The sequence below is a fragment of the Mycobacterium toneyamaense genome (assembly GCF_055384815.1).
This window is the reverse complement of the sequence record NZ_AP040333.1, coordinates 1,114,857-1,131,874: the sequence shown is the minus strand read 5'-3', so window position 1 is coordinate 1,131,874 and position 17,018 is coordinate 1,114,857. Positions and strand designations below refer to the sequence as shown.

Genomic DNA, 17,018 nt, shown 5'->3' with positions numbered 1-17,018 from the left:
ACGCAGGATCAACCCGTGACCCTGGTCTGGATTCCGGCGCAGACGACGGCGCTCGGTTCCGACGCGCACTACCCCGAGGAGGCCCCGGCCCGCGAGGTCACCGTCGACGGCTTCTGGATGCAGCCGCACCAGGTGACCAACGCGGACTTCGCGCAATTCGTGGAGGCGACGGGCTACGTCACCGTCGCCGAACGGCCGCTGAACCCCGCCGACTATCCGGGCGCCCCAGTGGAGAACCTGCAACCGGGCTCCATGGTCTTCCGCCGCACCCCCGGCCCCGTCGACCTGCGTCACCTCAGCCAGTGGTGGACGTGGACGCCGGGCGCCTGCTGGAACCATCCGCGCGGCCCGAAGTCGTCACTGCGGAACCGCGAGCAGCACCCCGTCGTGCACGTGGCATTCGAGGACGCCGCCGCGTACACCGACTGGGCCGGGCTGGCCCTGCCCACCGAGGCGCAGTGGGAGGTCGCGGCCCGCGGAGGCCTGGACCGCGCCACCTACACGTGGGGCGACGAACCCGAGCAGCCCGGGCAACAGCTGGCCAACTTCTGGCACGGCGAATTCCCGTATCTGCCCGACACCGGCTACGGCCAGACCACACCGGTGGGCAGCTTCCCGCCGAACGCCTACGGCCTGTTCGACATGGCCGGCAACGTCTGGGAATGGACCACCGACTTCTACGGGGACACCCGAGACACCCGGCCCTGTTGCGCCGCAGACAGTTACGACCCTGACCAACCGGGGACGCCGGTAGCCCGCCGGGTGATCAAGGGCGGCTCATTCCTGTGCGCCGACAGTTACTGCCTGCGCTACCGGCCGGCAGCCCGTCGTCCACAAGCCGTCGATACGGGGATGAGTCATGTCGGCTTCCGGTGCGTGCGGAACGGGTGAGGTAGCCGAATCAAAGTGGATTGCGGCCGGCGAAGGCGATGACCCGCTGCGTCGGACTGGCGTCGCCACCCAATTCAACCCCCGGACCGAACAAGCCCTGGGGTTGTAGAGCGGGCACAAGTGCTGCACCTACGCCCTCTGCCAGCGCAGCCTCAGCGTCATCGAATTCGACCGTTCGTCCCACGGCGACCGCAAGATCCCAGCTGTGGATGAGCGTCGAGTAGGTGATGATGCTGATCGCCTCGGCCGCCGGCATCGATCCGAGCACCGTGGTGACCGGATGCTGCCAGTCACCGATGGTGGCCCACGCACGTTGGGAACGGCCGATCGACTGCTCAGCAACCGCCAACGGGTCCGACCCCAAAATATCAGCGCCACTGAACAATTCCGCTTCCGTCGGCCCGCTGCCGCCATCGACGGCGGCCGCAAAAGCATCGATCGAGGAGATGGTGTGGCTCAGCAGCGACCGCACCGCCCATCCCGCGCACGGACTCGACAGGTCGAGGTCCGACGCCGTCAACGTCGACACGAGACCGACCAGTCGGGCATCGGCCCCCGAGAGCAATTCAACAGGTCCCATCACAACGCCGCCTAACGTTAGTAGTTGCTATTTACCGTTATGGTTCTACGCGACAGCGGCTAACGTTGTCAACGGAGTGCTACCGTTAATTCGGTGGCAGCCACATCGAGACTGGAGCGCGCGCAGCGCGCCGGTTTTCCCGTGGCAGGAGAGCCATTGGCCGTGGATTTGGCCGACACGATCATCACGGTGACCACTCCGGCCACCGACCTGCTCGCCGACGAAGCGGCCTGCCGACTCTGGTGGGACCTCCAGCGCGACCGCCTGCCAGACACCGCGTCGGCTCCGCCGCTGCGACAGACCATCGAGCTACGCGAGGCCATTCGCGAGATCCTCGACGCCCAGATTGCCGGCACACCGCCGAGCCGTGCCGCAGTAAGTCACGTGAACCAATCCGCCGCCGGCGTCCTCCGCACGAGGAGGCTGGTGCGCGTCCCCGCTGGATGGGCATCGGAAACCGAATACCACCCGACCACCGACCAGTCGCACCAGCTTGCTGTGGCGCTCGTAGCAGACAGCCTCATCGACTTTCTGGTCGGACCGACGTCACAGCGACTTCGCCGTTGCCAAAACCCTGCTTGCAGTATGCTTTTCGTGGCGCAGGACGCGCGCCGAAAATTCTGCACGCAAAACATCTGCGCCAATCGGATGCGTGCGGCGCGGCACTACCAGCGCCACCACTGACGGCTACCATGCCACCCTGCGGAGACTGCGGCCACATTTGAATGCTGCAAGCACCAAGGGTTTTCGGCTGCTGATGTTGCACGACGATGCCGACCGCGAGAGAGAAGGTCAGTCCCGCAGTGGCGCAAAGGCGAAGTCGCGCAGCCCGTCTCGTGGGTGAATCGCGGCGGTGAAACCGAGTTCCTGGGTGGCGCATACGGGATCGGCAACGATATGGCGGACGTCGCCGCTGCGGTACTGACCAGTGACCTTGGGCTGCGGGGCATTGCGGGCAGCGCATAACTGCTCAGCCACTTCACGAATCGTGATCGGGTGTCCGGAACACACGTTGAAGGCCGTGAAGCCGCCGTGATCGTATGTCGTCGCGGCGACGTTGGCCGCGGCCACGTCGTCAACATGGACGAAGTCGCGCATCTGCCCGCCGTCTTCGTAAACGTCTGGGACGGAACCATTTTCCAAGGCTGAGCGGAAGATGGCCGCCACCCCGGAGTACGGCGTATCCCGGGGCATACCCGGGCCGTAAACATTGTGGTAGCGCAGTGCGACGACCGACCCACCCACCGCGTCGGCCCAGGCCAGCGCGTAGTGCTCCTGCGCCGCCTTACTTGCCGCGTAGAGGCTGCGCGGCCGCAGCGGGGCATCCTCCCCCACCGTGCGCCAATGCAACTCTTCGCCACCTAACGGACAGCGGTGCTCGAATACGCCCGCGTCCAGGTCCGACTGGCGGCGCGGCAACGGCTCAACCAGCCCGTGTCGCGCACATTCGTAGCTCCCCTGGCCGTAGACCACCATCGACGACGCCAGCACCAGACGCCGGCACCCCGCGGCGTACATCTGGGCCAGGAGCACCGTCGTGCCGAAGTCGTTGTGACTGCCGTAGGACGGTGCGTCGGCGGCATTGACGCCCGCGCCGACAACGGCAGCCTGGTGGCAGACCATGTCGATGCCCTTGAGCAGCCCGGCCAATGCCTCGGCATCACGTACGTCCTGTATCCGGCAGCCATCGGGCGGCAGGGCACCGTCGCCATGCGCAGCGCTGAGCATGGCGTCAATGGCGACAACCTCGTGCCCTGCGGCGGTCAACACCGCCCAGATGCGCGAACCGATGAATCCGGCGGCGCCGGTCAGGAGTACCCGCACGGTGCTGTCAGCAGCCGTCCGGGCAGACGACATCAACGAGGGCAGACGCGGCTCCGCCGTCCAGCTTTCGAACATTGCTCACCGAGCACGCGGTGAGCGGAGCCGTCGGCGTCTGGTTGATCTGCACGAGATAGCCTTCCGCTCGCAGATCGTTGATCACCGCATCCGCCGGCGCCGCCGACGCGACCGGAGCGAACGCCACCATCGCAAGAGCGGCTGCACCCATGCCCATGATCACTGACTTCATCACAGCACTCTTTCGTTGTCTTCCAATAGAATTCGTGTGCATCAACGCGGTTCTCACCGGCGAGAACCACCCGCCGAAGGCGGCAATACCACTGTAATGCAGTAACTTTCGTGAGATTCTTACCGATTGGTGACCATCCCGACGAGTTCCCGGCCTGGCTGCGATCACTCTGTCGATCAAGCGCCCGCGCCGCCGGCAACCGCCCTCACCGCAGCGACAATGTCATCGATCAGCGGGATGTCGGCCGCAGTGACGGCGTGATGGGCGTAAACAATGCGTCCGTCACGGTCCACGACGAAGGTGCCGCGGCCCTGCAGGACATCCGACGTCACCTTGCCTGCGCGGCTACCCGAGCGCAGCACGCGGATCAGGCGCATCGGAGAGAACATGGCATACCGCCCGAGCGAAAAGCGCTCGACTTCCGTGGCACGCTCAAGCTCCTGTTGCGGGTCACTGAGGCAGTCGGCGGTGATGCCGCGCTGCGCACAGGACGCACATACCGTGTCGATGTCATCGCGATAGACGATGGCCACGCGGGCGCCTGCCGCCGCGAGTTGATCGCCGGCCTGCTCGAGGTCGCGGGCAGCCTGCTGACAGAACGGGCACCACAACCGGTGAAACGCCACCACAGCAGGTCCTGTCGCAATCAACTGCGCGACCGTGACGTCCCCGTCCGCCGATGTCACGGCGACATCGACCGGAAAGCGTTCTCCAACAAAAAGACTCACCGCGCCCTCCAAACGAATGTCAAGTGAATGACCGGCGACAGCCACACTCAAGATTTCTGTACTCTACAGTACAAAGTTGATCGCTTGATAGCGTCATCGAGTGATCACCGAGCCGACGACCGACCGTGGCCGCGCGACGGTGGCCCGAATCTTGGAGGCGGCATGTGTCTTGTTCGCCCGTCAGGGAGTGCGGGCGACGACTCTCGATGAGATCGGCGGCGCCGCCGGTGCGGGGCGCAGCCAGCTGTACCACTTTTTCGCCGACAAGGCGGACTTGGTTTCCGACGTGGTCCGGTTCCAGGTCGACCGGGTGCTGTCGGCGGTCGAGCCGTCATTCGACAACGTCAACACGGCCGCCGATCTCCGCGCCTGGTGCGCCGACGCACTCCGCGCGCACGCATCTTCTGACGATCCCATCCGCTGCCCCATCGGATCGCTGGTCTACGAACTCGACCGCTCCGCCGATGGCCCGGCCCGTGCAGCGCTCAGGGCCGGGTTCGGCCGCTGGGAACAGGTGATCGGCGACGCCTTCCAGCGGGTGGCCGCCGACGGCGGGTTGCTGCCCGGCACCGATCCCGCTGTCCTGGCTGCCGGTCTACTCGCCGCCTACCAGGGCGGCATGTTGCTCGCGGACGTCAGTGGCGATGTCGCACCGCTGCAACACGCGCTGGATACGGCATTGGCAGCCGCTCTGGGGCCACCCCCCAAACGCAAGCGATCCCGGTAGCCGCGCGCCTGCCACTTCAGCGCCAGTTGCGAAATGCGTTGATGAGCCGATGCCGGAACTCCGGGTCGAGTTCGTCGGTGCCGATCTTGCCGACGGTGGCGACGGTGCTGCGGAACTGTTGGAGGTAGTTTTCGCAGCCGTCGCATTCGAGCAGATGCATGTCGAAGCGCGCCCGGTCCTCCAGGTCGAGGCTGCCGTCGAGGTAGGCCGTCACCAACTCGACGAGTTCGTTGCAGTCCATCGGGTTGGTGGTCATGCGGTATCCCTCAGATAGTCCTCGAGCACCTGCCGGACGGCGGCTCGGCCTCGGTGGAGCAAGACGCGCTGATTGGCAGCGCTGATCTCGAGCAGTTCGCAGACTTCGTCGGAGTCCAATCCCAGCATGTCACGCATCGTCACCACGACGCGCTGGCGTTCGGGAAGATTGTCGAGTCCCCGTCGCGCCACCATGATCAATTCCTTGCCGAGGACCGAACTCTCAGGGGTGTCCGGAAACGGCGCCGGCACTGCGGTCGGCAGCCAATGGCCGGGATGCGGGTCGTCGGTGCCGCGAAAGCGCGCCGGGTCGACGGTGCCACCAGTGAACGCCGCCACCGCAAGATCGGCATCCCGCCGCTCACGGATACCCCGGTTCTTGGCGATATTGATCAGAATCGCGAAAAGCCAAGTACGCAACGACGACCTGCCCTCGAACGAACCGATCCCCTTGAGCAACGCGATCCAGGTGTCCTGCACGACGTCTTCGGCGATCTCACGGGTCGGTACGTAACCCTGTGCGACCCGTAGCAGCGCCGGCGTATGCCGGTCCACCAGTTCGGCGAAAGCCGACTCGTCGCCGCGTTGCAACGCGGCGACGAGCGCACCTTCGTCACCTGCGATCCTGGTCATGATGACCGGGAGCATAGTCGCTCAGCGGTACTCCGGATTGGTGAAGTCGTACCGGCAACCGGCGTCCCATCCTGATCGCACATTGCCGTAGGCGGGGATGCCGCCGCCGGCGCGCAGCATCCGTGCCAGGTGCATCAGGTTCCACGTCATGAACGTGGTGTTGCGGTTGGTGAAGTCGTTCTCCGGCCCGCCCGAGCCGGGGTCCAGATAGGACGGGCCCGGACCTGCTTCACCGATCCAGCCGGCGTCGGCCTGCGGCGGAATGGTGTACCCGATGTGTTGCAAGGTGTAGAGCACGTTCTGCGCGCAATGCTTGACACCGTCCTCGTTGCCGGTGATCAGGCAACCGCCGACCCGCCCGTAGTAGAGGTACTGCCCGGCGTCGTTGAGCAGATGCGAGCCGCCATAGAGCCGTTCGTGTACTTGCTTCATCACAGAACTGTTGTCGCCCAACCAGATCGGGCCGGCGAGCACCAGAATGTCAGCGGCCAGCACCTTGTCGAAGATCGCCGGCCAGTCGTCGGTCGCCCACCCGTGCTCGCGCATGTCGGGCCACACGCCGGTGGCGATGTCGTGGTCGACGGCGCGCACCACCTCGACGGCAACACCATTGGCGGCCATGATGCGACTGCTGATGTCGATCAGACCTTCGGTATTGCTCACCTCGGGCGATCTCTTGAGCGTGCAGTTGATGAACAGCGCACGCAGGTTGTCGAAGTCAGCAGGCCGATCAGACACGATCGCCCTCCCGCCCGGCACCCAGCGCATCAGCCAATGTCCAGGCCGCAAGGCCAAGCAGCGCAACGTCTTTGATCAGGAACTGGCCCGTCATCGACAGCGCCGGGAAGCCGCCGGCGGCCGACTCGCCGATCCCGGGCGTGGTGAACAGGAAACTGATGGTCGCAACGAACAGCCCGACCGCGATCACGCTGCCGACAGCCGACACTTTCGGCCACCACGGCTTGACGGCAAGCAACACCGCAGTGCCGACCTCGAGCACGCCGAGCAGCGACGAGAACGTCGTCACGGAGAAGATGTCGTACAGCCAGCTCATGAACGGGCTGTGCGCGACGAGCGGCTGAATACCTTGCGCCTCATACGAAGTGAATTTCAGTAAGCCGATCCACCCGATCACGATGACAAGCCCGTAGCGAGCGAGATGGCCGGCGATTCGACTCACTATGGCCTCTGTTGTCAATGATTCGACTCGGGCCCGAATGTTCGTCGCGGTCATTGGTTTACCTCTTTCGGCTGTCTCGCGGCGGCCTGCCCGCCGACGATCACAGAACTGAGTGGGTCGCCGGCGCCCGAACGTTACGGCCCCCGGCCTCTGGCCGCGCGCACCACGGACGTGTGGGCCGACGGCCCGGTCGTTACGGGGAAAGTCCGCCGGCGACCGCGCGTCACAGAATCGTCAGATAGTCCCGTCGCGCGGCGATCCGTAACGGAGTGGGCCTTCGCCAACACTCAATCGGCGAATGGGCCACGGCCCCAACGACCAAACGAGGAGCGCACATCATGAGCAACACCGTCACAGCGAGCTTGGGCAAAGCCGCCCGCTGGACCGTCATCGCCGGCGCCGCCGTAGCCTTCGCGGGCGTGCCGAACGCCTCGGCCAACCCACCGATCCTGCCCACACCCGGCGACGGACCTGCCAGCACCGCTGTCCAGGAGTTGCAATCCGCGGGCTACAACGTCTCGTTCAACTGGCTCGAAGGGCACCCCAACGTCCCGTTGTCCGAATGCAAGGTCACCAGCATCTCCGGCCTGCGCGTAACGATGCAGGCAGACGGCATGACACTCATGGAACCCGCGCGGTTCGACACCGCCTACGTCGATATCACCTGCCCGAACGCAAAATAGGTCTCACGCGGCGCAGCATGCCGGCCGGCATGCTGCGCCGCTACAACACGCGCTCGAACCACACCTGGTCGCGCACGGCAATCCCGTGTGATGCCGTGCCGGCCGGGTAGCCCGAGTGCGGGCCGAAGGCGTCATACACTACGCGACCGAGCCGGAATCCGCAGCGCTGGTAGAAACGTAGATTGCCAATATCTGCTGTCGCAGTGGCCAATTGGACTCGTCGGGCACCGCCGGCGCGGGCGTCATCGATCACCTGCTCGAGCAGGCGGCGCCCGACGCCGGCACCGCGGTGCGGCACAGCGACGGCCATGTTGGCCACCTCCCATGTTTCGCCGTGATCACTCACGATGACTTGGATGTGTCCGACGACTTCGACCGATCCGCGCATGGCGACCCATACGCGCCCTGCACCGACGTAGCCGTCAAGTTTGCGCTCGGAATCTTCGGCCAGCCGGAACAGATCGATGAGAGCCCGCCGGTCTCCGCCGAAGAGATATTGTCAAGACCTGTGGATCGGTGAGTTTCAGGCGACCTCCGATCCGACGGTTTGAGGTTCCGCCGTCGATACTTCGGGGGTGATGTCGATGGGCCGTTCGAGCAGTTTGCCCTTGTGGAAGACAACGCCGGCACGGACGAGGGCAACTAGCTCGGGGGCGTTGACCTTGCGCCAGCGGTTCTGGGCGGCCTCGATGAGCTTGTAGGCCATCGCCAGCCCGGCCGCACGCGAGCCCGGCCCTTTGGTGACTTTGGTCCTCAAACGCACTGTGGCAAAGGTACTTTCGATCGGATTCGTAGTGCGAAGATGAACCCAATGCTCGGCCGGGTACTTGTAGAACTCAAGGAGGACATCGGCGTCGTCGACGATCTTGGCGACCGCTTTGGGGTACTTGGCGCCGTAGTCGACCTCGAACGCCTTGATCGCCAGTTGGGCTTTGTCGATATCCTCGGCGTTGTAGATCTCCTTGAGTGCTGCCAGCGCTCCCGGATGCACCGACTTCGGCAGCGCGGCAAGAACGTTCGCCTGTTTGTGCCACCAGCAGCGTTGTTCTCGGGTGTCGGGGAATACCTCGCGTATCGCCTTCCAGAATCCCAGCGCGCCGTCGCCGACCGCGAGCACCGGTGCGGTCATGCCGCGGCGGCGGCAATCACGCAGCAGATCGGCCCAGCATTCGGCCGATTCTCGGAAGCCGTCGGTCAGGGCGACGAGCTCCTTACGACCGTCGGTGCGGACCCCGATCATCACCAGCAAACAGAGTTTCTCCTGTTCAAGGCGGACTTTGAGGTGGATTCCGTCTACCCACAGGTAGACGTAATCGGTGTCGGATAGGTCACGCGCCCCGAAGGCTTTGGCCTCGTCCTGCCACTGCGCGGTCAGCCGGGTGATCGCTGACGCCGACAGTCCCGCACCGCTGCCCACGAACTGCTCCAGGGCGGGGCCGAAATCACCGCTGGACAGCCCATGCAGGTACAGCAGCGGCAACACCTCGGTCATCTGCGGCGATTTGCGCACCCAGGCCGGCAGGATCGCCGAGGAGAACCGGCACCGCTCACCGGTGTCGGCGTCGATCCGCTTGTCGTTGACGCGCGGGGCTTTGACCGGCACCGCGCCGGCTGCGGTGAGCACGGTCCGCTCGTCGTGGTGGCCGTTGCGCACCACCAGGCGGCGCCCGTACTCGTCGACCTGATCGGTGAACTGCGCAATATAGGCGGCTACTTCGGCCTCCAGCGCCGCGGCGAGCATCTGGCGGGCACCGTCACGAACGATCTCATCGATCAACGACCGGCCCGAATCGGCGTTGTCGTTGGACTCATCGACGTCGTGAACTACCTTGAGCATGGGCGTACCTTCCCGAACCAGCGCTCCAACGCCGGCCCTTGATCAGAACCACTTGGACCTTCAGATCATCCTCGGGAAGGTGCGCCCTTTCCTACGCCGCCTCGCCGAGGCTCATCCACAGGTTCTGATCATTGCTCGTCAGTCGACCATGTGGCTGTCGAAGCGGGCTTGCGTTTCCCGGTCCATTGCCCCGTCGAGGTAATCGGTGACCAACTCTACGAATTCGTTGCAATCCAACGCTTCCCGGCTCATTCATCCCCTCCTTTGAGGTAGCTTTCCAGGGCTTGGCGCACCGCCGCGCGGCCACGGTGTAGTAGCACGCGCTGATTACCGGCGGTGATGTCCAGCATCTCCAAAACTTCTGCCGAATCAAATCCGAGCATGTCGCGCAACGTGACCACCATGCGCTGCGCTTCGGGGAGAAGATCGAGTTCGGCACGCGCCACGGCCATGAGTTCACCACTGAGAAGAGACCCTTCCGGTGATTCCGGGAAAGGCGAAGGTGTCTCGGTGTCCTTCCAGTGGCCGGACCACTGCTCACCCTCGGCGCGGAACCGTGCGGGATCAACTGTGCCGCCGGTGTATGCCGCGATCGCGGTATCGCGATCGCGGCGTTCGCGGACTCCGCGCTTCTTCGCGATGTTGATCATCACGGTGAAAAGCCAACTCTTCAAAGAGGACCGGCCCTCGAAACCGGCGAGCCCCTTGATGAGCGCGATCCAGGTGTCCTGGACGACCTCCTCCGCGATCTCGACACTTGGGACATAGCCGCGCGCCACACGCAACATCGACGGGGCATAAGCGTCGACGAGATCGGCGAAGACACGTTGGTCGCCGTTGCGCAACGACGAGATCAACGCCGCTTCATCCACTGTCTTACTCATCGATCACAATTCTAACGTGAAGCCAGACGCTGGTAGGTTTTTAGCTCGTCCGTTCTTGTGACCGATCCAGTCTTGAGGTGCCGCCGCGTAACCGCCCAATAAAGGCATCCGAACCCAGCAAGTGCAGGCACAGCATGACGTAACCCACCGTCAGCATCGTCATCACAGTCACCACCGCGATTATCAACGGACTGACCGCCGCTGCGGCGATTGGATGTCAGGAGTTCGCTGAAGGTTTACAAAGGACTACTTCGAGTGCATGGTTGAGTGATATCTCGAGCGACTTTGTATCGTCATGCACTGCGGACATGAGCACTCCACCTTCCGGCTTCGCCCGCACCCGAGTCTTTTTCGCTAAGTGCGGCTGCGCCGAAGAAGCGCGGATCCGCGACTACTACGAACCTCCGGCGACGATATGATCCTGTTCCGCAAGGACCTAACCGCTTACACACATGACCGACCTCGCCGTTCAGGACGCTCTCCTCATCGGCCTTGGGTTGCAGGTCGCCACGAGTCACCGATGACCGATGACCTATTGACTGCCCTGGGTCACTGGGCAACGAACGTCAAGCACCGTGGTTGGAAGGTAGTTGGCTGGGAGACGGCTTCTTGGCCGTGCACGGTTGCTTGTGCCTCGGCCCCGTTTCTACCTGGTGGACGCCGCAGTCGGGCTCGTTGAGCCGAGACTCGGCTACCGAGGCCATCAGTGGCCAACCGATGACCCGCTCTTGACCAGGCAAAGTCCGATCTCTGTCCGTGTGGTTGTAACGGTCGGCGGTCGCGCAACCACGACCTCAGGAGAGCAAGAAAAACCGACGACGATGCCGCTGTCTCCCGAAGCCTTCGTCGCACATCCAGAGAGGGAAAGCCGATGTCACGTCCACACCGCCTAGTCAGAGCTGGCTTGTTTGCATGTCGTCACATTGAGCACGCGGAGGTCGGGCAAGGATCGGCACAAGACAACGGCGTCGTTCGCTGTCAGGAGTTCGTCGAACTCGTCACGGACTACCTCGACGACTCCCTCGATGCGCCCGCGCGACAGCGCCTTGACGGCCATCTCGACGATTGCGCGCCCTGTAGCGCCTATCTTGAGCAGTTTCGTTTCACCATCGCCGCTATCGCCCGTGTCGAGAACCCACCGGTTGATGCGTTGAGAAGTCGCCTCCTGGCCGCGTTCTCCGTCGTGAATGACCGGATCTGACCAGTACCGGCGCGTCTTCGCGAACGGACCACGGTGTGGATATCGTGACAGGTGGCTCATCGCGCTTCTCTTTCACAGCGAGTGCATTGCAGCCTCTACATCCTGAGTGGACTATGGAGTACAGTGACGGTGCGGCAGCGGCCGAGCACAGAGATCGACAACGGCGTTGGGCCCTCTGAGTTAGGCCGTTGTGTCTAAACCGATTGTAGTGCTTCCCGTTCCGGAGGCGATCGTCTTGCAGGCGGCGCTGCTGGCTCCGCGTATCCATGACTAGAGGAGAGTGAGTCGTCGTTGATCGAGGAGCATTTCGACATCGTCGTAATCGGTGCCGGCCCTGGCGGCGAAGTCGCGGCCGGGCGCCTCGCCGAATCCGGTCTCACCGTGGCGATCATCGAAGCTGATCTCGTCGGTGGCGAGTGCTCCTTCTGGGGATGTATGCCCTCCAAGGCATTGCTGCGGCCTGCCCAAGCGCTGCATGAGAGCATGCGGACTGCCGGGGCGCGCGAAGCGGTGAGCGGCTCGGTCGCCGTCGCCGGGGTACTGCGCCGCCGCGACGAGCTGGTTGGCCATCTCGACGATGCGGGCCAGGTGCCCTGGCTGGAGGCGCGTCAAGTCAAGTTGTGGCGCGGACGAGGTGTGATCGTCGGGAAGAAGCAGGTCCGCGTCGGTGATGCCCTGCTGAGCGCCAGGCGCGCGGTAATCGTGGCCACCGGCAGCTCGGCTGCGCTACTGCCCATCCCAGGTCTGGCGGACAGCCAGCCCTGGACGAACAGGGAAGCCACCACCACAGCGACGATTCCGGACAGCCTCGTCGTCTTGGGCGGTGGAGTCGTCGGCAGTGAGCTTTCTCAGGCCTTCCAATCTTTGGGCTCCGCAGTGACTTTGGTTGAACCTGGCCCACGATTGCTGGGCCGCGAGGAACCCTTCGCCGCCGAGCAGGTCGAAGCGGCCCTCGCCCGCGACGGTGTCGACGTCCGAGTTCAGACGACCGCCACCAGCGTGCACCGCACCGAAGCCGGCGTCACCGTAGAACTCTCCGATGACAGCACCGTCACCGCCGAGAAAGTTCTTGTCGCGGCCGGCCGCCGAGCGAACACCGTCGGGTTGGGGCTCGAATCAGTCGGTCTGAACCCCGACGGACCGATCGCCACCGATGTGCACCTGCGCGCGATCGGCGCCGAAGATTGGCTCTACGCCGTCGGTGACGCAAACGGACGGGCGCTGCTCACCCACCAGGGCAAGTATCAAGGCCGCATCGCCGCCGACCACATTCTGGGCCGCTTCAACCCGTCTATCGTCTACGGCGGCGCGCTATCACCTCGCGTCGTGTTTACCGAACCTCAGGTCGCGGCGGTCGGACACACGTTGGCTTCCGCACATGCCGCGGGTATTGACGCACGCGCAGCGGATGCGGACATGAATTCCACTGCGGGATCTGCATTCGTCGGCCGCGGTGAACCCGGTACAGCCCGGATCGTGGTTGACGAGAATCGCCGGGTTCTGGTCGGAGCGACCTTTACCGGAGCCGAAGTGGCGGAACAGATCCACGCTGCGACCATCGCCATTGTGGCCGACGTCGCCATCGACCGTCTCTGGCACGCGGTGCCGAGTTTCCCTACCCGCAGCGAGATCTGGCTCAAGCTTTTAGAAGCCTACGGCTTGTAACAGTTTGCCGCCGACCGGGTCAGTCGCAACCCGGTCGGCGGTCGGCGGGAGGCCCGCCGCTTCACTGCTGCAGGGGCGGCGGCACGAAGATGGCCTTGCGCGAGCGGAGCAGCCCCGCCAGCATCAGCGCACAGTAGGTATACGGAAGCAGCATGACCGGCTGGCCGGTGGCCTCGAAGAATCGGGTCGCCATCGCCGCGTCGTGAATGCCCACCCACACAAGACAAAACGCCAAAAACCACCACGCCCACCGATGCCCGGCGCGAAGGCCAAACCACGCCACCACGCTCACCGCCACGGCAGCGGCGACGACGTTCACGCCGCCGACAGAGCCCGTCAGCTCGACAAAAGGTTGCGTCTGGGTCCCCGCCTGCCTCAGCGACGTGTACGAGAAATCCAGGCTCCCCGCGCCGGTCCACCAGAAAGTATCGGGGCGCGCGACCGCGAGCCAGCTGGTCACCAACGTCATGACACCCGCGATCAGCGGAACGAAACCTGCTGCGAAGTTCAATTTCCAGCCCGGGGTCGGCGTCCCCCCCGTTGCGGCGACTCGACTGGCCCCGTCCGTCCTCATCGACTTGCTCGGCATCATGGTCATCCTCTCGTCAGAAACCCGGGGCGCGTTCAGCACCATGTGACGGGTTAAACCGTTGTGTCTAACGGCTACTCAAGGACGTGTCGCGTCGAGAGCTTGTCGTTACGGGCTGAGGCCCTTCAGCGAGAGTCAGCTTCAGCGCTTTCAGACCCGCGGAAACCCATTGAGCGAGACCACCGTGCGCGCCGTACGGCAGTTGCCGCGACGTAGCACACCACACTGATCAGGTAGAAAGCCGCGACAAGCATCAGCCACCGACCCCGGTAAGGCTCCTGTGTCAAACCTGTCGCGGCCTCGTAGGTGAACGCGCCTTGTCGGATGATCCCCGGCAGAAACATCAGCAACAGCAGGCCCGAGGCCATAGTCGGAACGCGCACGTAGTTCACGACGGGAACACGAAGGAAACTGGCTGCGGGCGCTTCACCCATGCCCCGCTTCGCGGCGCGGGGAATGAGCCGGTCAAGCAACGAGTACAGGGGGAACAAGACCAGATCATGGGCGATGACAGCCACCGCGAACCAGACCGCTATGGATTGCCACCACGTCGACGGATTGAACAAATTGTCGATGCCGAGCGTAGCCACAGCGTAGACGCCGAAAGCCAATGCCACCAACACGACGAACAGGTGGAACAGGCGGTCGCCGTAGAGTTGCCCGGCCCGATCGACCAGTGCGCGCATCACGTCGCCCGGAATTCGATGCCGGACACCCACTTGGTGCAATGCACGCCAGGCAACGCCGGAACGATGATTCTTGCCGGATACCCGTGATCCGGGGACAGGTCGGCACCGTTGACTTTCAGGGCCAGCAACGAATCCGGGTCGAGAACCTGGTTGGCCTGCAGAGTCGCCCGGTTGAATGCACCGTAGCGTTCGACCGACGACACGAAGGCTGAGCTTGGTGCCGGGCGACCGGCCGCAGCGGCCAGATCAGCAAGCCTGACACCCGTCCACGTCTCTGTCGTCGACCACCCCTCGACACAGGCGATAGGAAGAACGGCAGTGTGCTGGGGCATCGCCTCCAACGCCGCGCGGTCCAACACGATCGGTTGACCTGCGCCTGTCAGCGTGAGCCGCCATTTTTCCCCGGTGAGTTCGGGTGTGATGCGTGCTGACCTAGCGGTTCGGTTCACTTGGAAGTCATTGGGGCCGTTGCCATAACTTCGGCCACGCGGAAGCAGCACAGCCGCGTCGCGCGCGAAGCCACCCAGGGTCTGCCCCGCAGTGAGGATGGCAACCAGCAGCGATCCACCTCCCACCACAGCGAGAACGCCACGCCGACTCAACGTCGGCGGGTCGGGATCGGCAGGTACTAAGCCGTCTGCGTCGGGTGGTTCCGGAACGGTATCGGCCCGATTGGTCGTCAACACGCTGCGCATGCTCCGTGAGCGCAGACTACGGATCATCGTCGGCAGCTTGAGGCAGACGTGGGCAACAAACCCGGCGATGAACACCCAGGCTCCAAAATAGTGAGCGGTGTAAAAGCTGAACCCAAAGATGTAGTCGTACTGGATGTTTAGAACGCCGGTCACGATCTCGAACAGAATGCCGCCCACCAGCATCAGCAGCGTGATCCGTTCCAGCACTTGGGATACCGAGCGTGCGGGAGGCCAGACGAAGAGCTTCGGAATCACCGACCACAGCTTGGCCAGGACCACCGGTATGAGGATCAGCCCGACTCCGACGTGAAGCCCCTGGGTCAGCCGGTAGAGCCACGACGGCTGCGTCGGCCAATCAAAGGTCGGAAGCTTCAGCCAACCCACGTCACGCGGGATCGCCTGCCCGAAACCCGGACCGTAGGCAATGTAGGACAGCAGGCCGGTGATCGTCACGATCGGCAGCCCTATCAACAACACCAGCCCGAACACCGACGTCAACCATGGTCCCCGCAGCGGACTGCGCCACCGAATACGGGCCAGTCCCGGAGGCGGGTGACTCTCCAACGTCCTCCAGAGGCCCCCCGGAAAGCCCACCCGTGGCTGTGTGTCCGTGGGCGGAGGTCCATCGGCGTGTTCAAGACTGGCGCCGTCAACCGACGGTGTAGCGGGTGAATCGCCGGGTTCGGTGTGGGGTGGCGTCATCGTATGGGTCGTTCCTCCACAGCGGATTGTTTGGCACCAGCGTAACCCGGGTGGCACTGGTCGGCTCGATGCACGATTAGTGCCACGATTAATGCTCCGAGGGAGGCTGTCACTGTACTCAGAGGTACACTACCCTTTCCTGCACTGGGTCCGCTCAATTCACGGAAAAGCGTCCAACTTCGTCGACTCTCCGCCTCCGCTTCGGTGACCACGCTTCCATGGTTTGACGTGACCACGGACAGAAGATCGCCGGTACAGGCGGCAGACTCGGTCGCGGCGTTTTTGACTGAGAATCGCAAGCTCTATTTGCGCCAAACTATTTGATCGATCCGGGGATTTGCCGCTCGACCAAGCGCTGATGCAACCAGAGTTGGGACTTCGCCGCGATTGGACTGCCCCTCCTTCGATGCCTTGGCCACACCGGTCAATAAGGCTCGAGAACGACACCGGTGGCGGCTCGACGTGGCATGCAAGCCAGGCGTTGACGACGAGTTCACGTGCTTTGGACGCCCCGCTTCCACGAATGTCATTGCGCGGCAACGGTCGCCGCGATCCCGGACATACGACCGGGTTGCACATTGGGTTCGATCAGGTCGAAGCGACCACCGTGGCAGCGTTACTTGTGTACTGTGCGGTACAGAGGACCCGACACTCGTCGGTTGGTCAGCCCCGCCGGCACGGCCAGGTACGTCCCACTAGGCACGGAAACGAAGGAACGCCATGACCGAGTTCGCCGTCATCGATCCCACCTCCGGCGACACGCTGGCGACGTACCCCACACTCAGCGACGACGAGTTGCAGGCAGCCGTCGCCAAGTCGGCCGACGCGTACGAGCGGTGGTCGGCCACCAGCATCGACGATCGGATTCGCATCATCGGCGAAGTCAGCGAGTTGCATGCCGCCCGAAGTCGGCAGTTGGCCGACATCATCGGACGCGAAATGGGCAAACCGGTCACGCAAGCGCTTGGCGAAGTCGAATTGTGAGACCGCAACCTGCGATGTTGTCGC

Annotated in this window: 22 protein-coding genes; 7 read left to right on the top strand and 15 right to left on the bottom strand. The window is 64.0% G+C overall.

Going from position 1 to position 17,018, the window contains the following annotated elements; all coding sequences use genetic code 11:
* Positions 1 to 15: 15 nt before the first annotated feature.
* Positions 16 to 891: a formylglycine-generating enzyme family protein gene (locus ACZ5IQ_RS05455; RefSeq protein ID WP_464480937.1), complete on the top strand. Its 876-nt coding sequence runs from the start codon at positions 16 to 18 to the stop codon at positions 889 to 891.
* Positions 892 to 901: 10 nt separating this feature from the next.
* Here ACZ5IQ_RS05455 and ACZ5IQ_RS05450 read toward each other — a convergent pair whose 3' ends face one another.
* Positions 902 to 1,471: a TIGR03086 family metal-binding protein gene (locus tag ACZ5IQ_RS05450; protein ID WP_061003291.1), complete on the bottom strand. Its 570-nt coding sequence runs from the start codon at positions 1,469 to 1,471 to the stop codon at positions 902 to 904.
* 93 nt (positions 1,472 to 1,564) lie between these two features.
* On the opposite strand from ACZ5IQ_RS05450, the gene ACZ5IQ_RS05445 reads away from it, so the two are divergent.
* The gene (locus ACZ5IQ_RS05445) at positions 1,565 to 2,155 is read left to right on the top strand and encodes a CGNR zinc finger domain-containing protein (RefSeq protein WP_082762317.1); all 591 of its coding nucleotides are present in this window, start codon (positions 1,565 to 1,567) and stop codon (positions 2,153 to 2,155) included.
* Positions 2,156 to 2,263: 108 nt separating this feature from the next.
* Here the strand turns inward: ACZ5IQ_RS05445 and ACZ5IQ_RS05440 are convergent, their stop codons facing one another.
* The 3 genes from ACZ5IQ_RS05440 to ACZ5IQ_RS05430 form a co-directional block, all read right to left on the bottom strand.
* A complete protein-coding gene (locus ACZ5IQ_RS05440) occupies positions 2,264 to 3,295 on the bottom strand; it encodes an NAD-dependent epimerase/dehydratase family protein (protein ID WP_135355670.1) in 1,032 nt (343 codons plus the stop codon).
* Between the two features lie 7 nt (positions 3,296 to 3,302).
* Positions 3,303 to 3,542, bottom strand: coding sequence for a hypothetical protein (locus tag ACZ5IQ_RS05435; RefSeq protein ID WP_061001726.1), 240 nt, complete (start codon positions 3,540 to 3,542; stop codon positions 3,303 to 3,305).
* 176 nt (positions 3,543 to 3,718) lie between these two features.
* Positions 3,719 to 4,315 (bottom strand): redoxin domain-containing protein, encoded by a 597-nt coding sequence (locus tag ACZ5IQ_RS05430; protein ID WP_234785598.1) that lies wholly within the window; start codon positions 4,313 to 4,315, stop codon positions 3,719 to 3,721.
* A 55-nt stretch (positions 4,316 to 4,370) separates the two neighbouring features.
* On the opposite strand from ACZ5IQ_RS05430, the gene ACZ5IQ_RS05425 reads away from it, so the two are divergent.
* The gene (locus ACZ5IQ_RS05425; RefSeq protein ID WP_061001728.1) at positions 4,371 to 4,997 is read left to right on the top strand and encodes a TetR/AcrR family transcriptional regulator; all 627 of its coding nucleotides are present in this window, start codon (positions 4,371 to 4,373) and stop codon (positions 4,995 to 4,997) included.
* 16 nt (positions 4,998 to 5,013) lie between these two features.
* On the opposite strand, the gene ACZ5IQ_RS05420 is transcribed toward ACZ5IQ_RS05425, so the two are convergent.
* Genes ACZ5IQ_RS05420 through ACZ5IQ_RS05405 form a run of 4 tightly spaced genes read right to left on the bottom strand, consistent with a single transcriptional unit; the run spans position 5,014 to position 7,119 of the window.
* Positions 5,014 to 5,253 carry an anti-sigma factor family protein gene (locus tag ACZ5IQ_RS05420; RefSeq protein WP_082762315.1) on the bottom strand — a complete coding sequence of 80 codons (240 nt, stop codon included), beginning with the start codon at positions 5,251 to 5,253 and terminating at the stop codon, positions 5,014 to 5,016.
* Entirely contained in the window at positions 5,250 to 5,885 is a 636-nt protein-coding gene (locus ACZ5IQ_RS05415; RefSeq protein WP_237162749.1) for an RNA polymerase sigma factor, read from the bottom strand. The genes ACZ5IQ_RS05420 and ACZ5IQ_RS05415 overlap by 4 nt, the downstream gene beginning before the upstream one ends.
* A 21-nt stretch (positions 5,886 to 5,906) precedes the next feature.
* Positions 5,907 to 6,653: a flavodoxin family protein gene (locus tag ACZ5IQ_RS05410; RefSeq protein WP_135355671.1), complete on the bottom strand. Its 747-nt coding sequence runs from the start codon at positions 6,651 to 6,653 to the stop codon at positions 5,907 to 5,909.
* Positions 6,616 to 7,119, bottom strand: coding sequence for a YkgB family protein (locus ACZ5IQ_RS05405; protein ID WP_073696229.1), 504 nt, complete (start codon positions 7,117 to 7,119; stop codon positions 6,616 to 6,618). Before ACZ5IQ_RS05405 ends, ACZ5IQ_RS05410 begins: the two co-directional genes overlap by 38 nt.
* 284 nt (positions 7,120 to 7,403) lie before the next feature.
* On the opposite strand from ACZ5IQ_RS05405, the gene ACZ5IQ_RS05400 reads away from it, so the two are divergent.
* The gene (locus tag ACZ5IQ_RS05400; protein ID WP_073696230.1) at positions 7,404 to 7,748 is read left to right on the top strand and encodes a hypothetical protein; all 345 of its coding nucleotides are present in this window, start codon (positions 7,404 to 7,406) and stop codon (positions 7,746 to 7,748) included.
* Between the two features lie 40 nt (positions 7,749 to 7,788).
* On the opposite strand, the gene ACZ5IQ_RS05395 is transcribed toward ACZ5IQ_RS05400, so the two are convergent.
* The 4 genes from ACZ5IQ_RS05395 to ACZ5IQ_RS05380 form a co-directional block, all read right to left on the bottom strand.
* Positions 7,789 to 8,199 carry a GNAT family N-acetyltransferase gene (locus ACZ5IQ_RS05395; protein WP_464481424.1) on the bottom strand — a complete coding sequence of 137 codons (411 nt, stop codon included), beginning with the start codon at positions 8,197 to 8,199 and terminating at the stop codon, positions 7,789 to 7,791.
* Between the two features lie 72 nt (positions 8,200 to 8,271).
* Positions 8,272 to 9,585 carry an IS256 family transposase gene (locus ACZ5IQ_RS05390; protein WP_463820627.1) on the bottom strand — a complete coding sequence of 438 codons (1,314 nt, stop codon included), beginning with the start codon at positions 9,583 to 9,585 and terminating at the stop codon, positions 8,272 to 8,274.
* 138 nt (positions 9,586 to 9,723) lie between these two features.
* A complete protein-coding gene (locus ACZ5IQ_RS05385) occupies positions 9,724 to 9,837 on the bottom strand; it encodes a zf-HC2 domain-containing protein (protein ID WP_464480936.1) in 114 nt (37 codons plus the stop codon).
* Positions 9,834 to 10,457: an RNA polymerase sigma factor gene (locus ACZ5IQ_RS05380; RefSeq protein WP_349319134.1), complete on the bottom strand. Its 624-nt coding sequence runs from the start codon at positions 10,455 to 10,457 to the stop codon at positions 9,834 to 9,836. The genes ACZ5IQ_RS05385 and ACZ5IQ_RS05380 overlap by 4 nt, the downstream gene beginning before the upstream one ends.
* Positions 10,458 to 11,340: 883 nt before the next feature.
* Here ACZ5IQ_RS05380 and ACZ5IQ_RS05375 point away from each other — a divergent pair.
* Complete coding sequence (locus ACZ5IQ_RS05375; protein WP_080691771.1) at positions 11,341 to 11,670, top strand: anti-sigma factor family protein; 330 nt, start codon at positions 11,341 to 11,343, stop codon at positions 11,668 to 11,670.
* Between the two features lie 291 nt (positions 11,671 to 11,961).
* Positions 11,962 to 13,335, top strand: a complete 1,374-nt coding sequence (locus ACZ5IQ_RS05370; protein WP_225585580.1) for a dihydrolipoyl dehydrogenase family protein — start codon at positions 11,962 to 11,964, stop codon at positions 13,333 to 13,335.
* 61 nt (positions 13,336 to 13,396) lie between these two features.
* Here the strand turns inward: ACZ5IQ_RS05370 and ACZ5IQ_RS05365 are convergent, their stop codons facing one another.
* From ACZ5IQ_RS05365 to ACZ5IQ_RS05355, 3 genes are all read right to left on the bottom strand, one after another.
* Complete coding sequence (locus tag ACZ5IQ_RS05365) at positions 13,397 to 13,969, bottom strand: hypothetical protein (RefSeq protein ID WP_033718748.1); 573 nt, start codon at positions 13,967 to 13,969, stop codon at positions 13,397 to 13,399.
* 80 nt (positions 13,970 to 14,049) lie between these two features.
* Positions 14,050 to 14,610, bottom strand: a complete 561-nt coding sequence (locus tag ACZ5IQ_RS05360) for a hypothetical protein (protein WP_033718764.1) — start codon at positions 14,608 to 14,610, stop codon at positions 14,050 to 14,052.
* A complete protein-coding gene (locus ACZ5IQ_RS05355) occupies positions 14,610 to 15,872 on the bottom strand; it encodes a molybdopterin-dependent oxidoreductase (RefSeq protein WP_225585581.1) in 1,263 nt (420 codons plus the stop codon). Before ACZ5IQ_RS05355 ends, ACZ5IQ_RS05360 begins: the two co-directional genes overlap by 1 nt.
* Positions 15,873 to 16,730: 858 nt before the next feature.
* Between ACZ5IQ_RS05355 and ACZ5IQ_RS05350 the strand changes: the two genes are divergently transcribed.
* On the top strand, positions 16,731 to 16,994 hold the full coding sequence (locus ACZ5IQ_RS05350) for an aldehyde dehydrogenase family protein (RefSeq protein ID WP_033718746.1): 264 nt from the start codon (positions 16,731 to 16,733) through the stop codon (positions 16,992 to 16,994).
* Positions 16,995 to 17,018: the final 24 nt, after the last annotated feature.

Excerpts from the sequence above, each read along its gene's own strand:
- ACZ5IQ_RS05360 (WP_033718764.1), bottom strand. The coding sequence starts at position 14,610 with ATGCGCGCACTGGTCGATCGGGCCGGGCAACTCTACGGCGACCGCCTG.
- ACZ5IQ_RS05390 (WP_463820627.1), bottom strand. The coding sequence starts at position 9,585 with ATGCTCAAGGTAGTTCACGACGTCGATGAGTCCAACGACAACGCCGAT.
- ACZ5IQ_RS05415 (WP_237162749.1), bottom strand. The coding sequence starts at position 5,885 with ATGACCAGGATCGCAGGTGACGAAGGTGCGCTCGTCGCCGCGTTGCAA.
- ACZ5IQ_RS05450 (WP_061003291.1), bottom strand. The coding sequence starts at position 1,471 with ATGGGACCTGTTGAATTGCTCTCGGGGGCCGATGCCCGACTGGTCGGT.
- ACZ5IQ_RS05375 (WP_080691771.1), top strand. The coding sequence starts at position 11,341 with ATGTCACGTCCACACCGCCTAGTCAGAGCTGGCTTGTTTGCATGTCGT.
- ACZ5IQ_RS05420 (WP_082762315.1), bottom strand. The coding sequence starts at position 5,253 with ATGACCACCAACCCGATGGACTGCAACGAACTCGTCGAGTTGGTGACG.
- ACZ5IQ_RS05385 (WP_464480936.1), bottom strand. The coding sequence starts at position 9,837 with ATGAGCCGGGAAGCGTTGGATTGCAACGAATTCGTAGAGTTGGTCACC.
- ACZ5IQ_RS05405 (WP_073696229.1), bottom strand. The coding sequence starts at position 7,119 with ATGACCGCGACGAACATTCGGGCCCGAGTCGAATCATTGACAACAGAG.
- ACZ5IQ_RS05350 (WP_033718746.1), top strand. The coding sequence starts at position 16,731 with ATGACCGAGTTCGCCGTCATCGATCCCACCTCCGGCGACACGCTGGCG.
- ACZ5IQ_RS05365 (WP_033718748.1), bottom strand. The coding sequence starts at position 13,969 with ATGGTGCTGAACGCGCCCCGGGTTTCTGACGAGAGGATGACCATGATG.
- ACZ5IQ_RS05435 (WP_061001726.1), bottom strand. The coding sequence starts at position 3,542 with ATGAAGTCAGTGATCATGGGCATGGGTGCAGCCGCTCTTGCGATGGTG.
- ACZ5IQ_RS05400 (WP_073696230.1), top strand. The coding sequence starts at position 7,404 with ATGAGCAACACCGTCACAGCGAGCTTGGGCAAAGCCGCCCGCTGGACC.
- ACZ5IQ_RS05410 (WP_135355671.1), bottom strand. The coding sequence starts at position 6,653 with ATGCGCTGGGTGCCGGGCGGGAGGGCGATCGTGTCTGATCGGCCTGCT.